Origin of the sequence: Paraglaciecola sp. L3A3 (genome assembly GCF_009796765.1) — a bacterium.
Classification (GTDB): domain Bacteria; phylum Pseudomonadota; class Gammaproteobacteria; order Enterobacterales; family Alteromonadaceae; genus Paraglaciecola.
In genome coordinates this window covers 1,618,327-1,636,156 of sequence record NZ_CP047023.1, presented here as the reverse complement: position 1 = coordinate 1,636,156, position 17,830 = coordinate 1,618,327, and the positions used below count along the sequence as shown (strand labels likewise).

The following is a 17,830-nucleotide window of genomic DNA, read 5'->3' as shown; positions in this document are numbered from 1 at the left end:
GGTCTGCCTGAATTTAACCTAAACGTTCAAAGATCTTAGCCAATTTTTCTTTTAATGTTGCAGCGGTAAAAGGTTTAATAACATATCCATTAACGCCTGCTTGAGCTGCAGCAACAATTTGTTCTTTTTTGGCTTCAGCAGTCACCATCAACACTGGAATATGTTTTAAATCAGTATCAGCGCGAATTGCCCTTAATAAATCTATACCTTGCATTCCAGGCATATTCCAATCAGTTACGACAAAATCAAAATCGCCCTGTTGCAACATAGGTAAAGCAGTGTTTCCATCATCTGCTTCTTGTATATTTGTAAAACCAAGATCTTTAAGTAAGTTCTTAATAATTCTTCTCATTGTTGAGAAATCATCCACAACAAGAATCTTCATGTTTTTATCCAAAACCACCTCCGGTGAGGATCCAACCTCTATTAACAATTTTATTTTTCGTTTATACGCCAAGATTGCATACGTGACTTAAGTTTCAACATTGCTTGACTATGTATTTGACTTACTCTGGACTCACTCACTTCCAAAACTTCACCAATTTCTCTAAGATTCAATTCTTCGTCATAGTATAAGGACAAGACAATCGCTTCTCGTTCAGGCAAAGTGGTGATTGTATCGGCTAATGCTTTTTGAAATGAACCTTGAACTAGTTCATCAAAAGGTGAATTAGAACCTTTAGTTTGTTCAGTCGTTACCACATCTTCGGTAACCCCTAAATCTTCAATACCGACTATCCTTCCAGCATTAACTTCATTTAACATCTGGTGATAACTTTCAATACTGACTTGTAATTTTTCTGCTACATCTATGTCTCGAGCATCTCTTCCGGTAGCTCGTTCGACTTGATTAATCGCTTCTGTGATTGCCCGACCATTTTTATGCACTGATCTTGGGGTCCAATCCCCTTTGCGAATTTCATCAAGCATTGAACCTCGTATACGGATTCCTGCAAAGGTTTCAAAACTTGCACCTTTACTGCCATCAAAGTTTCTTGAAGCTTCTAATAATCCGATCATTCCAGCCTGAATCAAATCATCAACAATCACACTAGCGGGTAATCTAACCATCAAATGGTGGGCGATCCGCTTGACTAGCGGAGCGTGCCGTTCAACTAAATCGTTTTTATTGGCAAGTTGTTGATAAGCAGCTGCTTTACTACTCACCGGTTATTGCACACAACGTCTTTAGATACCAATTGCTCTAAGAAAAACTCTAGATGTCCTCCAGGCTGATTAGGAATAGGCCATTCAATCGCTTTTTTAGCTAATCGACGAATTGCCATAGCGGCAGGAGAAGTAGGATAAGCATCAACAATTGCTTTTTGTTTTCTCACCGATTTACGTACATTTTCATCAAAAGGTACAACTGCAACTAACTCTAACGCTACGTCTAAAAATCGATTAGTCACTTTTGTTAATTTAGTAAACAATTCATCACCTTCACGCATGCTACGCACCATGTTAGCGACAATCTTAAATCTAAATATGCCATGTTCTTTATTTAGAATCTTAATCAATGCGTAGGCATCAGTTAACGATGTAGGCTCATCGCAAACCACCATTAATATGTCTTGAGAAGCTTTGGAGAAACTTAACACCATATCCGAAATCCCAGCAGCAGTATCAACAATTAACACATCAATTTGCGTTTGTAATTCGCTAAAAGCTCGAATCAGACCAGCATGTTCGGTAGGTGATAGTTCAGCCATAGATTGACTGCCAGATGTAGCTGGCGCAATTTTTATTCCGTATGGGCCTTCAACTAACACTTCGTCTAAGGTGCATTCACCAGACAAGACGTGAGATAAGTTTTTTTCAACCCTCAATCCCAACAATACGTCGACATTGGCAAGACCTAAATCCGCGTCTAGTACCATAACGCGTTTGCCTTGTTGAGCCAATGAGATGGCGGTATTAAGTGTGATGTTAGTTTTACCTACACCACCTTTACCGCCTGTCACGGCTATTACTTTTATAAGTCTAGATTGATTCATTCTTCTTAAGCTACTTGCTTGGTCCTCAATCATACTGCCACTGCTGCATTTGTAATGTGATTTGTTTCAGTATGAAGTAAACCGAATTTTTTATAAAGCTTTGCTGCACTCATAATTAAAAATTTCGTATCTGCGGGTTGCATATCTTCAGGCACTTTCTGTCCATTAGTCAAATAACAAATTTGCAATTTATTTTCTATCGCCACGCTTATCGCCTCTCCAAGACTGTAACATTCATCCAGCTTGGTCAATATACACCCTTGTAAAGAAATCTGTCGATACTCTTTAATCGTTTGTTGCATGACACGATACTGGCAATTGGCTTGCATCACCAAATATTTTCTAATAGTAACACAAGAATTTTGTTTAATAGTATCTAACTGCTTGATTAGTCTAGCATCTTGTTGACCAAAACCTGCAGTATCTATTAATACTAAACGTTTATTCCTAAATTGATAAAGTAAATCTGATAATTCATTGGCATTTTGCGCTTTTTTTACACAACAACCGATAATTTTTCCATAAGTCGCAATTTGCTCAAAGGCACCAATTCTGTAATTATCAATAGTCACTACCGCAACTTGTTCTGCGCCATATTTTTGTGCTGCTTGGGCAGCTAGTTTAGCTACTGTGGTAGTTTTACCGGTACCAGTAGGTCCCATTAGTGCAACCACACCAGGTTGGGAAAGAATATCATCCCTTTTAGTTTGCAATCTATTAGCCAAAAGTTTAAGTAAAAATAACCAAGCTTCTCGTTCATTAGCAGATTCGGGCGCATAGGCAACCACTTCTTCGGCTAATGTATTTGAAATACCCATTTGTAATAGTTTTTCAACTAAATAACCATGCAATGGATGTTTTCGATTATTTTCTTGATTAATTAAACCTGATATCTGGAACTGTAGAATATTACGCAATGATGATAATTCCTGCCTCATTTCTTTTAAGGCAGAGTGTTCCTGAGGAGTTGAATTTTGTTGTTGAACCGGCTGAGTAACCAAAGGTCGCTCAGGCTGGACCAAAGGTTCAGTCTGAGTTGTCACTGATTGTGATTGTTTTTCAAGCAAAGCTTTTAAACTATCAGGCCCATTATCACCAATAATTTCACTTAAAGTCGGTGTTTTTCGCTGAGCATTGACACTATTTTCAACTTGAGGTTTAGTTTGACGGGGAAGCTGAGCATCAGGCTCTTTGTCATAAGCTGCGACAATCTCAATTCCGTCCGCATGTTTTTTATTTGACATGATAACAGCATCACCGCCCAACTCGTCTTTGACTTGTTTAAGCACGTCTCGCATATCTTTACCATAAAAACGTCTGATTTTCACATAACCCCCTAATGTACTTCAATTGTGTCAGATTATTGACCCACAGCACTCACGATTTTAATTTGTTTATCATCAGGAATTTCCTGATATGAAAGAACATGTAACCCACTCACTGAATGTTTTAAAAACTTAGATAAAACTGGGCGTAACATGCCTGAAGTCAATAATACTGCCGGTTCACCAGCTAACTCTTGTTGTTGAGTCGCTTCATTTAGTGAACTTTGTAAACGTTCAGCTAAACCCGGCTCGATGCCAGCACCTTCGGCACCACCTGCTTGAAGTGACTGGTGCAACATCTGTTCCAACTCTGGCGCCAGAGTTATGACAGGTATTTCTGGGGCGCCGCTGTTAATCTCTTGGACAATTAATCGTTTTAGAGCAATACGTACTGCAGAGACTAGTACATCAGGATCTTGACTCTTCGGGCCAAATTCGCATAGTGTCTGCACTATGCTACGCATGTCCCTTATAGGTACACCTTCATATAAAAGCGTTTGCAATACTTTGACCACAGTACTTAATGGCAAGATATCCGGTACTAAGCCTTCAACTAATTTAGGGCTATTTTTAGCAAGTAAATCGAGCAACTGTTGAACTTCTTCATGGCCCAATAGTTGATAAGCATTGTTGGTTAATAATTGACTTAAATGTGTGGCTACTACAGTGGCAGCATCCACAACCGTATAACCTAAGGTTTGTGCATGCTCTCTTTGATTAGCTTTAATCCAAACTGCATCTAAACCAAACGCAGGATCAGTGGTCACTTTACCCTCTAGCTTGCCAAATACTTGCCCAGGATTAATCGCTAGCTCATTGTCATGGCTAAGCTCAGATTCCCCCACAGTCACACCTAACATAGCAATGGTATAATTATTAGGGCTTAAATCTAAATTATCGCGAATATGCACTGGCGGAATTAAAAAACCTAACTCTTGAGATAATTTTTTACGTACACCTTTAATTCGGGTTAATAACTCCCCTCCTTGAGCTTTGTCGACTAACGGGATTAATCGATATCCAACTTCTAAGCCAATAGTGTCGACATGTTGAACATCATCCCAACCTAATTCTTTAATTTCTTGAGGTGCGTTACTTTGTTCAGGCAATTGGCTGACAACTTCAGGTTCATTAGCCCGTTTTTCTGCTAACCAATGACTATAAAATGCATAACCACCAACAGCTGCACTAAAACCAAGAAACGCTATATGTGGCATACCTGGGACTATCCCCATCACAAATAAAATACCACTGGTAATGTATAAAGCTCTTTGATTACCTAATTGTTTAGTTAACTCTTGGCCCATTTCTTGAGAATCGTTTTCTCGTGTCACAATAATCGCAGTAGCTACAGACAATAATAAAGACGGGATTTGCGCAACTAAACCATCACCTATGGTCAATAAAGTATAAATTTCGATGGCATCGGAAAAGGCCAAATCATGTTGGATCATACCTATAAATAAGCCGCCTACTATATTTATCAACATAATAAACAAACCAGCGATGGCATCACCTTTTACAAATTTTGACGCACCATCCATAGAGCCGTAAAAATCTGCTTCACTGGTAATTTCAAAACGGCGTTTACGAGCCTCATCTGAATCTATAAAGCCAGCATTCAAATCTGCATCTATGGCCATCTGTTTACCCGGCATTGCATCTAAAGTAAAACGTGCACTTACTTCAGATATTCGCCCTGCGCCCGCGGTCACAACTTTAAAGTTTATAATTAATAATATGGCAAAAACCACAATACCGACGGCATAGTTACCACCAATAACCACTGCACCAAAAGCCTCAATCACTTTCCCCGCAGCTGCACCACCTTCATGTCCTTCAAGCAACACAATACGGGTGGAAGCTACGTTCAGTGCCAGTCTTAATACAGTGGCAATTAATAAAACAAGGGGGAAAATACCAAAATCTACAGGCTTTTTAGTAAAAACTGAAACCAGAATAACCACTAGGGATAAAGCGATATTAAAACTAAATAATATGTCCAACAAAAACGCCGGCATAGGTAAAATAACCATACCCATAATAGCCAACAACACTATAGGAGCGCCTAAACCAGTTGTCGCAGACTTTAGTTTATTCTTGTCGAATCGATTTAAATACGAAGTTAATTCCATAAACAAAAAATTGACGCTTTATTGGTTTTCGAATGATTAACTGAAGTGATAGCAACTAGTGCGCCAAGTCGCTCAAAATAATCAAAGGTCACAATCGTTTGCCGGTAATTTATACGGATCACTATAAATAACTTAAGTAGAAATAACGGCGAGGAAAAGATTAGATGCATTAGATAGGAGATAGATTTTAGTGGATAGCAAAAAACTGATCTGTAATTCAGCGGCGAGTTACGAGAAAAAGCCAAAGATCGAAATTAGAAAACCACAGTCGACAATTTAGTCATTGCTGCATGTCGTTAGCAGGAATCCATTCTTCAAAAATCAAAGTCGACGAACTCATTGAGTTTCAGGCTGTAGTGTGGGCTGGAGGACACCTCCGGCTACCCGATTAATTGTTGATGCTCAGCGTCAACGGCACGTGATCACTAATCGAAATCCAACCGTCGTGCTGACCCATCTTCAAATCACATTCTTCTGTAAAGTCTGACGAGGTAAAAAAGTAATCAATGTGGTACGCCTTCTCACGGTTCCGCTGCAAGAAGAATGTTGGGTTGGACTCGTTGCCCTGTTCTTCATCAAAAGCTCGATGATACTGGCTCTTGAAACCCATCTCGCTGAGCTCAGCAACCACGTCTGAATGATTCCACCATCGGTCCGGCTTATCCCAGCGCACATTGCTATTAAAATCGCCAAGAATGAGTGTCTTTGGTTGGCTCAGATCTGCACGATGAATTTGAAGGTATTTCCAGAATTGCCCCATGTACCCAAATGCTTCGTCATTTCGCCCCTTCGTCCAGACTGCCAACACAGTGAGATCTCTGTTTATAGTGAAAGGGAGAAAAAGCCTGAGATCTCCCGTACTCCAATTCAGCGTTTCACTTCTGCTAAACAACCCAGGCACGGAAAAGCTGCCACTCCAATCTAACTTTTCAATCAGGTGACCATTCCGAGGAAATATGCCGATGCCACGATTTTTCGACTCGCCAACCCACAGGTAAGAACCGGCCCAGTCTCTGTAGGCCGGTGTCGATAGCGCAGGATCCTCGCATTCCTGAATCACTAAAACGTCGGCTTGTAAGCTATCTGCTTCTGCAAGCTTTCGTCTGAGTGCTCCATTACAGTTCCAAGTAACAACTTTCATAGATAGAGACAATTAACTACTTAGTGATTATACGGCACGTAGTGTGTGACGAATAATCACCTTGTTGGACAAAGCCGAGACCCTGCCCTTAAATTTATTGGTATTGTTTATGCTAATGGAATTTGTATTTGAAAGGAATAGCGGTTCGCGTATCAAGGGCAAGTTTATTCGCATACCTACCAGCCACTATGAGCAATATTTTTATGTTAAACACGGTACTGGTTATCATATTATCGACTCTTTATCTTGTTTTCCAAACGATAGGCCAGCCTAACCCATGACAGTGATTTACCTGTCATATTACTGCGTCTTTATCGGTCTGTATTAGACCGTCATACGATTATCTTAGCCACTTGCTATCTTCTGAACATTGAGGGGCGGCAGTACGATTGACGTCAACATCAGCACACCTGCTTTACATGCTGGACAAGGCCAGTATTTAGCGGGTTCGTATGTTTCTTCATTGTCCTGTTGCTCCACCATGTCAGGTAATTGTCGTCGAATGACCTCAAGTTTTTTACGTCGACAACAATTCGCTAAAAAACCAAAGTGCCGCACGCGCATCAAACCCTTTGGTAGAATATGACTGAGGTAACGACGCACAAATTCTTCACCCCTAAGTGTCATCTGTTTATGCTGATTACCATCTGCATAATCTTTGTAATTGAAGGTGACCTTCTCTTCACTTATAGCCTGTAATCTCGACTCATTGAGCATGCCTTTTTTCGTATACCGACCTAAATAACGAATAACTGTTTTGGGCTGACACAAACAAGGTTTACTGTACACACACCAAGCTTTACTCATTAACATCTGCGCTTGGGGGACAGCCAATTCACATGACCTGAGTGCCGCCAACATCTTAGCCCTGAATACAGTAGATAAAGCTTTTACAGGAAACAAATACGCCTTTTTGACACTTTGCCAGTGTGCCTGCTCATCCACTGCCCCGCCAGGAATAAGACAATGCAAGTGAATATGCTGGCTTAAGGTTTGCCCCCACGTGTGTAACACGGCTGTCATGCCCAATTGCCCTTTCAGATTTTTACGGGATATTGCAAATTGACTCAAGGTCGCCCACACTGCCTGAAACAGACTTTTGTACAGACTTTTGTACAGACTTTCAGGGGCATACTGACTTATCACGTTCAATTCATGAGGTAAGGTGAACACCAGATGGAAATACTTGCATGGCAACACATTCCCTTGTTGTTGCTCAACCCATTGTGCTGTTTGCTTACCCTGGCAGCGGGGACAATGCCTATCTCGGCACGAGCAATACACCACTTTATCAAACGAACACGACCCGCATTGCCACTGCTGCATACCTAATTTCCCTGTTCGACAATCCACTATATGTCGGCATACCTTATCTTGTTGATAACTCAATGTATGATGTTGTCGATACGCTGGCAGGAATTGCTGTAACGCATCCGCCACATGCAGCGCACTCATGACACACCATCCCAATCTGCCATTAAATCTTGGGCACCATTATTTAGCTCGGGCAACCAATGCAAATAATGTTGAGTCGTTCGAATATCGGCATGACCTAGTTGTTGCTGAAGCTGGTTAAGTGGCATGCCACCTTCTAACTGATGCGTGGCATAGGCATGTCGCAGACTATGAATACTGCACTTCTTCGTCACACCTGCCAACTTACAGGCTTCGCGAAAAGCCTTTTGTACCGACGTATTCCCCACCTTAAATGCCATGCCTCGGCTTGAGAAAAACAACCAATCTGTCGAGCGAAAATGGTGCCAGTAAGCCCGTAAAATATGCAACAACGACATGGTTAACACCACATCTCTGTCTTTGTTACCCTTGCCATTATGAATTCGCAATGTTTGACGGGCTCCGTCTATATCTTGCACCTTTACATGCACCAGCTCATTGAGTCTCAATCCGCAGCCATAATACATCTTCAACATGGTGCGATACTTCTCGTGACGACAATGCGCCACTATCTGTTTTACCTCTGCTTTAGATAATAAAATAGGAATAGTACGGGGCCTTTTAGGCCACACCACCTCAATACAAAACGTACGTTTAAGCACATGCTTGTACAAAAAATGAATACCATTTAATTGCACATGAATAGTTGAGCATGACAAGCCACGCTCCAAACTCAATGAACGAAAATACTGCTCCAATTGTTCATCGGTTAACTTCTCGGGGGATTGATGGTAGTACTTGGCAAGTTGTTCTACAGCATAAATATAGGTATCACGCGTACGAGTGGAATATCCTCTGATCTGGCACTCGTCGATCAAAGATTGACGTAATGGAGTCATCACAATTCTCTTGATAAATGGGCAACATTACCCATCTACAAGTGTGATCGATCAGACCAAAAAAGCAGGCTCCGCGTAGCGGCTTAGTTCAACATGCATATATGCGGATTGAAACCACCCACTGCATATAAATGGCTATGTTGGGTTAGCAGTTGTTTGTAACCTAAGCTAGTCTGAGCCAACTAGTTGTTGAATACTTTAGTGACGCAGCCATGCCCTGTGTGCGAAGCACATGCTTTTAACTTTGTCGGCGAAGCCGATGCGGTTGCTTTACCCGCGACTACAAATTCCCCATCAAATTTTTGGCTTGTCGAATGTCCGAACAAGGACGTTCGGACAAGGCAATCTTTTATAGCAGGACGCGACTTATTGCCGTTTCGACATAAAAGCCAAAAGTTTTATGGATTAGGAATTTGTTTGGAGCGCGGCGTTTCTTGTTTACTTCTTTTTGCTGTTGAAAAGAAGTAAATCGCCCAGCAGGGATGCTGGGTGAAAAACGTCATGGATGACGGTGAGCACAGCGAATAAAATAAACGCAGTACATGCTTTGTGAACGAAGTGAATAATCTTAAGAATATTGCTAAGCGCAGCGCATAAGTGGCGTAGCCATGCTTTTGATTTCCCCGCGACTCCAAGTTCGCCGAGCAACGTAGGCTAATAGAGGGAAAATGACATGGATGTCATTTTAGCAAAGTGTGTCGGGAACACTTCTTTGCGACCTCTATTAGGCAAGTCGCGCAGGTAATAGAACTTGGCTGGAGCGCGGCGTTTTCTGGATACTCTTTTTTGCTGTTGAAAAAGAGTATCTGGTGCGGCAGGGACGCCGTATCAAAAACGTCATGGATGACGATGAGCACAGCGAATAAAAGTGTGCGCAGCACATAAGTGACGAAGTCATGCTTGCTGCGCGCAGCGCATAACCGGCCTAACAAGCAACCTAGCGTCTTAATTCAGGAGGAATAGGCAGGTCTTTGCGCAGTGGTTTTGGTTTTTTACCTTTGCCTTTGTTATAGGCTTTAAGTTGATAAACATATGCCAGTACTTGTGCCACTGCCATAAAGAGTTTTTCAGGGATCTCATGTTCAGCTTCGGTGGAGTAATAAATAGCCCGCGCTAACATGGGTGAAGCAACAATTGGTACGTCATTACCATTGGCTATTTTACGTATATGCATAGCCATTTCATCTACACCTTTAGCAACCAAGACTGGTGCCCTAGTACCATGTTGATCATATTTTAATGCCACCGAATAATGCGTCGGGTTGGTCACTATTACGTCAGCATTTGGTACTTCTTTCATCATTCGGTTGGCGGCGGCTTGATATTGTAACTTTCTAATTCTGCCTTTAACTTGTGGGTCTCCATCGGCATTTTTTCTTTCATCTTTCACTTCTTGCAAAGACATCTTCATTTCTTTGTTATGTTTGTAACTTTGATAAGGCACATCAAAAACAGCAATAGGAATTAGCGCACAACACAAAATTAAAAAAGCCCAACTAATTAAGTCTAAAGCATGAAAAAGATTCAGTGGGTACAATTCCATATCAAGGTGTAATGCTTCATCTCTAAAAATAAGCAATGCGATATAGGCCATTGTTGCTACAACAAAAAACTTAGCGATAGCCTTTAGCAGTTCAACCACACTATTCATACCAAACATACGTTTAAAACCAGCTATGGGGCTAATTTTAGAGGCTTTAGGTGCAGCAGATTGCCAAGTAAAGTTATATCCCCCCAAAGCGATGTTTCCATACACTCCGGCAATAGTCACAATCAACATGTAAGCTAAAACAGGAAAACTGATAGTTTCGAAGGCAAAACCCCATGCTTGGAACATATGCGTGTAATCGTAGGTTTCATCTCTTGATAAAGTAAAAGTGCGTTTAGTGACAGTAAATATAGCGTGAGCAATTTCTGCTCCCATAAACAAAAGTGTTAATGCACTCGATATGAGTACTAAGGTGGTTGATAACTCTTTGGATCGAGCTATTTGTCCCTTTTTACGGGAGTCAGCAATTTTTTTGGAGGTGGGTTCTTCTGTTTTTTCATTACTATCAGCCATGCTTCACCTCCTTTTATAGGGTATTAAAAATCACGTTATGTAAAATTACTGACAAACTTGAACCAGTTGACACATCATAGTTTGGGCTCGATCCCACAGCACTTCAAAATGATGAGTCAAGTTATCTAGAGTTAACCAAATAATGATCAACCCCATGATTTGTGCGATAGAAAAACCGATACTAAAAATATTAAGTTGTGGTGCGGCTTTTGTCATCACACCAAAAGCAAGGTTAACAATCAGTAATGACACTATGGGTGCCAATGAAAGCGTTAAAGCGGAAATAAACATCCAGCCAGCCCAATGAGCTATATCTCTAAACTGCTCAGGAGCAAACCAAGCTTCACCTATAGGAAAAGCTTCAAAGCTCATCACGATCATACGGATCATGGCTAAATGCCCATCGAGTGCCCAAAATAATAAAGTCGCTAAAATTAAATAAAACTGACCTACCGCCGGCACATTAATGCCATTAACAGGGTCAACTATTGAAGCAAAACCTAAGCCCGTTTGCATTGCTACCACTTGCCCAGCAAGTACAAAAGTATTCAACACCATATTCGATAAAAACCCTAAAGACACACCTATTATTATTTGCTGTGTTACCAATAAAAACGTTCCCACCGAAAACAACTCGGCGACTTTTACTGGCGGAACCATAGGCATAATCAATAAAGTTAAAAACAAAGTCAGTAAAGCTCGAGTAGTAGTCGGCACGCTTTTAGCACTTAGCCCCACCATAGCGGCGAACATGCCGGAAATACGCATAAATGGCAGTAATAAATCTGCCAAATATTGCATTATGGTAGCAATTTCAACACTCATTGCTTAATGCCACCTGATTAGCCAGCACAAATTAACCTACAACCTCGGGGATACGTTCCACCATAGTAAAGGTAAAATCCATTAACTGTTGTACTAACCAGTGCCCCCCCCAACTGAGTGCCAATAAGGTAACAATTAATCGAGGTAAAAAACTCATAGTTTGTTCATTGATAGAGGTGGCAGCCTGAAATACAGCCACAATTAACCCCACAAACAAACTAGGTAAAATAATCGCAGACACCAACAGAATAACCATCTGTAATGCTTCTTTTAAGATCTCAACAAATACCTCAGGACTCATAGGTCAAACTCCCATGCCAAAACTATTAGCCAAAGTACCGAATATCAAATTCCAACCATCGACTAATACAAACAGCATTAATTTAAAGGGCAAAGAAACAATCATAGGTGACAACATCATCATCCCCATGGCCATCAAAATCGACGCCACCACCAAATCTAAAATCAAAAACGGAATAAACAACATAAAACCAATTTGAAATGCAGTTTTCAGTTCACTGGTGACAAAAGCTGGGATCAATACATTCATCGGTACATCTTGTGGATCTTGAAACTGCCCATCCATGCCCCCTATTTGTACAAAGGTTTCTAAATCTTTGACTCGAGTTTGCGACAACATAAAAGCTCTAAGTGGTTCTTTGCCTATTTCATAAGCTTGAATAGAAGTAATCTCTTCATTCAAATATGGCTGTAAAGCTGTTTCATTAATTTTTTCGAACACCGGCGCCATAATAAACATAGATAAAAATAAACTAACACCAATCAATATTTGGTTAGAGGGTGATTGTTGTAAACCAATTGCCTGACGCAAAATAGATAACACAATAATGATCCGAGTGAAGGAGGTCATCATCATTATAAACGCCGGTAATAAACTCAGAGATGTCATGATAGCTACAACTTGCAAGGTCATAGTGTAATCTTTAGTACCGTCTGGGTTATCAGTTAATGTTAAAGCAGGTATTCCTGGCTCTGCTAATACTGAACTACTAAACAAAACTAATAATAACAAGCCGAGCCCTTTAACTAATTTTGCGCTCATGACTTATCTCCATTTCCATGACCACTTGAGTTTTGCTCATCAGTCTTGACATTCATTGCCGGATTCAACTTCCCAGCCATAAACAGAGATAATTTATCTTTGAATTTATCACTGTTGTTAGCAGGGCTTGTTTCTATAGGGTTAGCTAATTTAGCTAAATGATTAATATTATGGGCTGTCACCCCCAATAAGTGTTGTTCGCCTCCTACTTCAATAACTAATACTCGTTCACGAGTACCAGCCATCATAGAGGTGACCACTTTAAGTTGAGATGTACCAGATTGAGTGACGTTAAACCGACGCATTAGGAATGCGACCATAAAAACAACGCCAATAACCAACAATAAAGAAAGAAAAATTGACACTATTGAAGTGGGATTTGTATAGCTTTCGGGCTCAGCATGAGCACTAAAAGAGAGAAATAAACATGAGGTTAATACACTCCAACCCCATGTTTTATATGAGGTTTGTTTACCTAAGCTTTTTGATTCTTTCCAGTTGACTAATGACATCAGTTAAGCGAATCCCAAATTTATCGTTGACTACTACTACTTCTCCATGAGCAATCAACGTGCCATTTACTAAAACATCTAATGGCTCTCCAGCAACTCGATCAAGTTCTACTACCGAACCTTGGTTAAGCTGGAGTAAATTTCGAATACTAATATGACTCCGTCCCACTTCCATAGAAATGGTCACAGGGATATCTAAAATGGTATCGAGTTTGCGTTTTTCTTTCGGCGTAATATCACGATCTTCTTCTAGTTCATCCAGCTCAGCCAATTCAGCCTCAGCGCCAAATTCATCTGAATCACTTTTAGAATTTGCTTCTTCATCAGCCTGCTCAGCCATAGCGGCAGCCCAATCATCTAATCCGTCTTCTTCACTCATAACTCAGCTCCATACTCGCTGTAAATGTTCTATAAATCATCTTCGAGAGTTTGTAATTCGGCGTCACTATCAATTCTGCGACCGCCTTTGGTTAATAATTGCAGCTCAGACTTCACAGAAGTTGGCCGCGGAATTTTTTCTATAATTTTTAAGGCTAGATTGTCTCGAGAACGTCCCATCTTAGCTCTAAAAGTAGGTAAATCTTCAATCAAGACTGTGATGTGTTCTGGCATTTCTATAGGAATAATAATCCCAGCCTCCAGATTCATCACCTCTTCGAGTCTAAGTTGAATATCCATCATATGTGTTGATAAGCCTACTTTAACATCCATGATTTCATCACGTAGCGCTTTACTCCAACGCAAATCGGTGTCTTCTTTATCACTTTGCACACCGGCATCTAATAACTCACGTATAGGCTCTAGCATTGAATAAGGTAAAGATACGTGGAAATCCCCCCCCCCACCGTCTAATTCAATATGAAAGGAGCTAATCACAACCACTTCAGTTGGGCTGACAATGTTGGCCATAGCTGGATTTACTTCAGAATCTAAATACTCAAAAGATACATCCATCACAGGCGCCCAAGCTTCTTTGTAATCCTCAAAGATCAACTTAAGCAACATCTGTATAATACGACGCTCGGTAGGCGTAAACTCACGTCCTTCAATCTTTGCATGATAACGACCATCACCACCAAAAAAGTTGTCCACCAGAATAAAGACTAATCTAGCTTCCATGGTAATCAAACCGGTACCTTTTAATGGACGAAAGCGAACCATATTCAAACTAGTGGGTACAAATAGTGTGTGAATGTACTCGCCAAATTTAGTCATTTGAATGCCATTAATCGATACTTCGGCAGAGCGACGCATCATATTAAATAAGCTGACACGCATATGCCTTGCGAAACGTTCATTTACTATCTCGAGTGTGGGCATACGGCCACGTACGATCCGATCTTGAGAAGAGAAGTCATACTGTGTTGCAGTGCCATCAGACACTTCATCACTGACTTCTTCTTCTTCAACATCATCAACGCCATGTAAAAGCGCATCAATCTCGTCTTGGGATAATAAATCGCTCAATCTAATTCTCTCATTAATGTCATTGGGTTATTGCATCACAAAACCAGTGAACAACACCTCTTCTACCACTTTCTGTCCAGTGATTTCACTTAACGCTATTTGTACTTCTTTAAGTGCACTTTCTCGAATTGCTAATTTACCCGCTTCTGTGGCTAAATCATCCGCATTTGCGGTGCTAAATATTCGTAATAATGCACCTTCAATTAAAGGTACATGCATTTTTGCTTTTTCTTCATTATCAGAGCCACGGATCATTAATTGGGCTTTGATTTCAACAATTCTATCTCGTGTTGACCCTGGTACATTAAAAACAAAAGGTCTAGGCATTGCTACATATAGAGCAGTTCCTGTTTTCACTGTGGTAGACGTTAATGATTCATCACTATCATTATCAGCCCCCTGTTCAGTCATTTCTTCAGAAACAGCTTCATCTGAGCCCATTAAAAAATAATATGCTGCGCCACCACCAACAAGCAACACAACAACAGCAATAATGATAATAAATAATTTCTTTTTCTTACTGCCATCTTCTAACTGTAATTCTTCTTCAGCCATGTCTTACTCTCAATTTAATCAATCTAACTACCATTATCAGCTGCAATTAATAAATGGCAAAGTGGTTTACGTCATTTTGTTGAAAACTAGACAAAATAATCAATTCCACCCAAGGCACCATTTACCACTTTTTGTTGAATGACACCTTGTTCGATACTGTTTTCATCTTCAGTATTCATTAGTGATGAATTTTGTCCACCAGCTAATTGCTCACCGCTTTGCTGTTGCTGTGCATCGGATTCTTGCCTAACAGAAGATTGACCTAACTCAATGCCCTTTTCAGCTAACATTTCTCTAAGTTTTACAGCAGCTCCATCCATCGCATCTCTAGCATGTTGAGATTGCACTACAAAATTGACTGAAGCCGTATCACCTGACATAGCAACTTTTACATGAACTGAACCAAGATCTGCTGGATCTAACCTGATTTCAGCCACTAAATTTTTAGTGTTAACCATCCAGCGTACTTTTTCAGCCAACTGCTGCAATCCTTCAGGTTTTGCAATATTCACAGCTTTCTCAAATCTTGATTCAAATTGGCTTAGCTGGCTTTGTTTTGTTTGTTCACCTTGTATCTGTGCTACATCTCTGTGTAATGCATTATAAGTTTGGCCCTGTTGATTAGTCTGCTGATGTTCGAGTGCTCTATTCAAATTAGCAGCAAAATCTAATACCTGTGAAAATCCATTCATAATTTGTTCACTGCCATCAACAACTTTACTATTCGGGGCGACAGTCATCAGTTTATCAATAGACTCTGATACCAAAGACTTAAGATCGATACCAGGTTCTCTACCTTGAGAAAGCTGTGTTTTAAATTCTGCGATCCCTACTTTTAAAGTCGCCACAAAATCTTTTAGAGGAGACGAGGTAATGTTTGCTAACTCAATTGTATCAGAGGTGACTGATGCTTCTGCCCCCCTACTGACAGTTTCAGCTGGATTAACTTTTTCTAACAAACGTTCAGCGATATTGGTTAATACTTTGTCTAATTTAGCTTCAGGCATAGTTGCTAATGTAAGCATAGTCGGATTTTTGACAACCTCTGCAAACGTCACTTCGCTTTCAGTTTGTAGCTCAATTGATGCAGGCTCTAAGACCAATTCAGAAGATTGCTCTATGTTGTTTTCAGTCGATAATTCATTGCTAATCTGGCTTCTACTGGAGTGTAGGATGTCACCCATTTGGCTAACAGAAGTTTCGCCTAGAGATAGCTGCCCCTGAACATCATCCGTAGTTTCTGACTCAACATCAGTGATAACCTCAGTTTCAGCTAATAAAGCAGATAGCAGTTCTTTATTTTCTAACTTGGTTAAATCAGGTAAATTATCAACATTTTCAGTTAAATCTTCTGCAGACTTTTGCTCAATAACTTGCCCCTCTGACTGCAATGGAAATTCTGAATTTGACTCCGCGCCTTTTTTCTCTTCTACCAACTTGGCAAAAATCTGTTGTAACTTAATTGGCTGATTTAACCATTCTTGGACCACAGCATCAGCGGTTAACTCTTGACTAACATCACTTTTAGAGGTTTTACCAGAGGGTAAGTTAGCTATATTTTTTTCTAGCCATTCAGTCAATATTTGTTCTGTGGACGACAAGTCATTGGCTATTTGCAACTTTTCTTCATTATCGTCATCGGCTTGTTGTTTGGCTATAACATCTTCACCAACCGTAATCCTAGTCTGATGTTCAGTCTCTAAAATCAACTCTTCAGCCGATTCGTCACCAATACCCTCAAATATTTTACTTTCGGCATCCATAAATTCTGCTATCCCTGCAGCTGATAGATGACCATCAATACCTTCGGTCACTTTCGTGGCATCATTATTCTGACCAATACTTTGGGATTGTTGATCTAACTTTTGTAAGTTTTCTACCAGAGATATCCACTCTTGCGCCTTAATAGTACCAATTGAATCAGTTAGTAATACATCTTCATTTAGTCTGCTTTTTTCATTGCTAGTTGCCGATTGAACTGGCTTAGGTTCAACAACTTCAAGTTTATCTTGGGTTACAACCTCTAACTTTTTATCCGAAGATTTATCCGAGATTGTAAGTTCTTTTTCCGCAGCCGCTGTCAGTGACTTTTCATCAGTCGAAACAACAGTTTCTTGTATCGATGATTTTTGCGCTTTTATACTTATATCATTTGTTGTTTTGGCACTAAGTTCAACATTGACTTTTTCACTAGATTTAATCCTGTCAGACGGATTTTGTTGCTCTTGTAACAAACGCTCAAAATCTTGATTTGAATCAGATCCAAATTGAAGCTCGGCTTTAGTACCAGCGGCAATAGCGGCAACTTCTGATTTTGTGGTGGCAACTTGTTGCATCATTCTAGTTACTTCCTTTAATTCTAAAACAGAAGTTTAACTCACTGTTTTAAAAGATTATTTTTTTAACAGTTGTTATTTTTAGTATACAGACCAACTCACCATAAATAACAAAGTT

17 protein-coding genes are annotated in these 17,830 nt (G+C 40.2%); all 17 read right to left on the bottom strand.

Features of this window, described 5'->3' with window-relative positions; genetic code table 11:
* Positions 1–13: 13 nt before the first annotated feature.
* On the bottom strand, positions 14–397 hold the full coding sequence (gene cheY / locus GQR87_RS06855; protein ID WP_158967811.1) for a chemotaxis response regulator CheY: 384 nt from the start codon (positions 395–397) through the stop codon (positions 14–16).
* Between the two features lie 38 nt (positions 398–435).
* Positions 436–1,167 (bottom strand): RNA polymerase sigma factor FliA, encoded by a 732-nt coding sequence (locus GQR87_RS06850; protein ID WP_158967809.1) that lies wholly within the window; start codon positions 1,165–1,167, stop codon positions 436–438.
* Entirely contained in the window at positions 1,164–2,030 is an 867-nt protein-coding gene (locus GQR87_RS06845; protein WP_158967807.1) for a MinD/ParA family protein, read from the bottom strand. The genes GQR87_RS06850 and GQR87_RS06845 overlap by 4 nt, the downstream gene beginning before the upstream one ends.
* Positions 2,027–3,325, bottom strand: coding sequence for a flagellar biosynthesis protein FlhF (gene flhF, locus GQR87_RS06840; RefSeq protein ID WP_158967805.1), 1,299 nt, complete (start codon positions 3,323–3,325; stop codon positions 2,027–2,029). Before flhF ends, GQR87_RS06845 begins: the two co-directional genes overlap by 4 nt.
* A gap of 32 nt (positions 3,326–3,357) precedes the next feature.
* The gene (flhA, locus tag GQR87_RS06835; RefSeq protein ID WP_158967803.1) at positions 3,358–5,457 is read right to left on the bottom strand and encodes a flagellar biosynthesis protein FlhA; all 2,100 of its coding nucleotides are present in this window, start codon (positions 5,455–5,457) and stop codon (positions 3,358–3,360) included.
* Positions 5,458–5,845: 388 nt separating this feature from the next.
* A complete protein-coding gene (locus GQR87_RS06830) occupies positions 5,846–6,598 on the bottom strand; it encodes an endonuclease/exonuclease/phosphatase family protein (protein ID WP_158967801.1) in 753 nt (250 codons plus the stop codon).
* A 345-nt stretch (positions 6,599–6,943) separates the two neighbouring features.
* Positions 6,944–8,053: an IS91 family transposase gene (locus GQR87_RS06825; RefSeq protein ID WP_158967799.1), complete on the bottom strand. Its 1,110-nt coding sequence runs from the start codon at positions 8,051–8,053 to the stop codon at positions 6,944–6,946.
* Complete coding sequence (locus GQR87_RS06820; RefSeq protein WP_158967797.1) at positions 8,050–8,892, bottom strand: site-specific integrase; 843 nt, start codon at positions 8,890–8,892, stop codon at positions 8,050–8,052. The genes GQR87_RS06825 and GQR87_RS06820 overlap by 4 nt, the downstream gene beginning before the upstream one ends.
* 937 nt (positions 8,893–9,829) lie before the next feature.
* Positions 9,830–10,954 carry a flagellar biosynthesis protein FlhB gene (flhB, locus tag GQR87_RS06815; RefSeq protein WP_158967795.1) on the bottom strand — a complete coding sequence of 375 codons (1,125 nt, stop codon included), beginning with the start codon at positions 10,952–10,954 and terminating at the stop codon, positions 9,830–9,832.
* A 45-nt stretch (positions 10,955–10,999) separates the two neighbouring features.
* Positions 11,000–11,779, bottom strand: coding sequence for a flagellar biosynthetic protein FliR (gene fliR, locus GQR87_RS06810; protein WP_158967793.1), 780 nt, complete (start codon positions 11,777–11,779; stop codon positions 11,000–11,002).
* Positions 11,780–11,810: 31 nt separating this feature from the next.
* Complete coding sequence (fliQ, locus tag GQR87_RS06805; protein WP_158967791.1) at positions 11,811–12,080, bottom strand: flagellar biosynthesis protein FliQ; 270 nt, start codon at positions 12,078–12,080, stop codon at positions 11,811–11,813.
* A gap of 3 nt (positions 12,081–12,083) precedes the next feature.
* Positions 12,084–12,842 carry a flagellar type III secretion system pore protein FliP gene (gene fliP / locus GQR87_RS06800; protein ID WP_199271698.1) on the bottom strand — a complete coding sequence of 253 codons (759 nt, stop codon included), beginning with the start codon at positions 12,840–12,842 and terminating at the stop codon, positions 12,084–12,086.
* Positions 12,839–13,354, bottom strand: coding sequence for a flagellar biosynthetic protein FliO (gene fliO, locus GQR87_RS06795; RefSeq protein WP_158967789.1), 516 nt, complete (start codon positions 13,352–13,354; stop codon positions 12,839–12,841). The genes fliP and fliO overlap by 4 nt, the downstream gene beginning before the upstream one ends.
* Entirely contained in the window at positions 13,314–13,733 is a 420-nt protein-coding gene (fliN, locus tag GQR87_RS06790) for a flagellar motor switch protein FliN (protein ID WP_158967787.1), read from the bottom strand. The genes fliO and fliN overlap by 41 nt, the downstream gene beginning before the upstream one ends.
* Positions 13,734–13,762: 29 nt before the next feature.
* Positions 13,763–14,821, bottom strand: coding sequence for a flagellar motor switch protein FliM (gene fliM, locus GQR87_RS06785; protein ID WP_158967785.1), 1,059 nt, complete (start codon positions 14,819–14,821; stop codon positions 13,763–13,765).
* A gap of 27 nt (positions 14,822–14,848) precedes the next feature.
* On the bottom strand, positions 14,849–15,376 hold the full coding sequence (gene fliL, locus GQR87_RS06780; protein WP_158967783.1) for a flagellar basal body-associated protein FliL: 528 nt from the start codon (positions 15,374–15,376) through the stop codon (positions 14,849–14,851).
* Positions 15,377–15,462: 86 nt separating this feature from the next.
* Positions 15,463–17,715 (bottom strand): flagellar hook-length control protein FliK, encoded by a 2,253-nt coding sequence (locus GQR87_RS06775; protein ID WP_158967781.1) that lies wholly within the window; start codon positions 17,713–17,715, stop codon positions 15,463–15,465.
* Positions 17,716–17,830 lie beyond the last annotated feature (115 nt).

Coding starts and splice junctions, on each gene's coding strand:
- fliQ (WP_158967791.1), bottom strand. CDS start 12,080: ATGAGTCCTGAGGTATTTGTTGAGATCTTAAAAGAAGCATTACAGATG.
- GQR87_RS06825 (WP_158967799.1), bottom strand. CDS start 8,053: ATGAGTGCGCTGCATGTGGCGGATGCGTTACAGCAATTCCTGCCAGCG.
- flhA (WP_158967803.1), bottom strand. CDS start 5,457: ATGGAATTAACTTCGTATTTAAATCGATTCGACAAGAATAAACTAAAG.
- fliP (WP_199271698.1), bottom strand. CDS start 12,842: ATGAGCGCAAAATTAGTTAAAGGGCTCGGCTTGTTATTATTAGTTTTG.
- GQR87_RS06775 (WP_158967781.1), bottom strand. CDS start 17,715: ATGATGCAACAAGTTGCCACCACAAAATCAGAAGTTGCCGCTATTGCC.
- fliL (WP_158967783.1), bottom strand. CDS start 15,376: ATGGCTGAAGAAGAATTACAGTTAGAAGATGGCAGTAAGAAAAAGAAA.
- fliR (WP_158967793.1), bottom strand. CDS start 11,779: ATGAGTGTTGAAATTGCTACCATAATGCAATATTTGGCAGATTTATTA.
- GQR87_RS06845 (WP_158967807.1), bottom strand. CDS start 2,030: ATGATTGAGGACCAAGCAAGTAGCTTAAGAAGAATGAATCAATCTAGA.
- flhB (WP_158967795.1), bottom strand. CDS start 10,954: ATGGCTGATAGTAATGAAAAAACAGAAGAACCCACCTCCAAAAAAATT.
- GQR87_RS06820 (WP_158967797.1), bottom strand. CDS start 8,892: ATGACTCCATTACGTCAATCTTTGATCGACGAGTGCCAGATCAGAGGA.
- fliO (WP_158967789.1), bottom strand. CDS start 13,354: ATGTCATTAGTCAACTGGAAAGAATCAAAAAGCTTAGGTAAACAAACC.
- GQR87_RS06830 (WP_158967801.1), bottom strand. CDS start 6,598: ATGAAAGTTGTTACTTGGAACTGTAATGGAGCACTCAGACGAAAGCTT.
- fliN (WP_158967787.1), bottom strand. CDS start 13,733: ATGAGTGAAGAAGACGGATTAGATGATTGGGCTGCCGCTATGGCTGAG.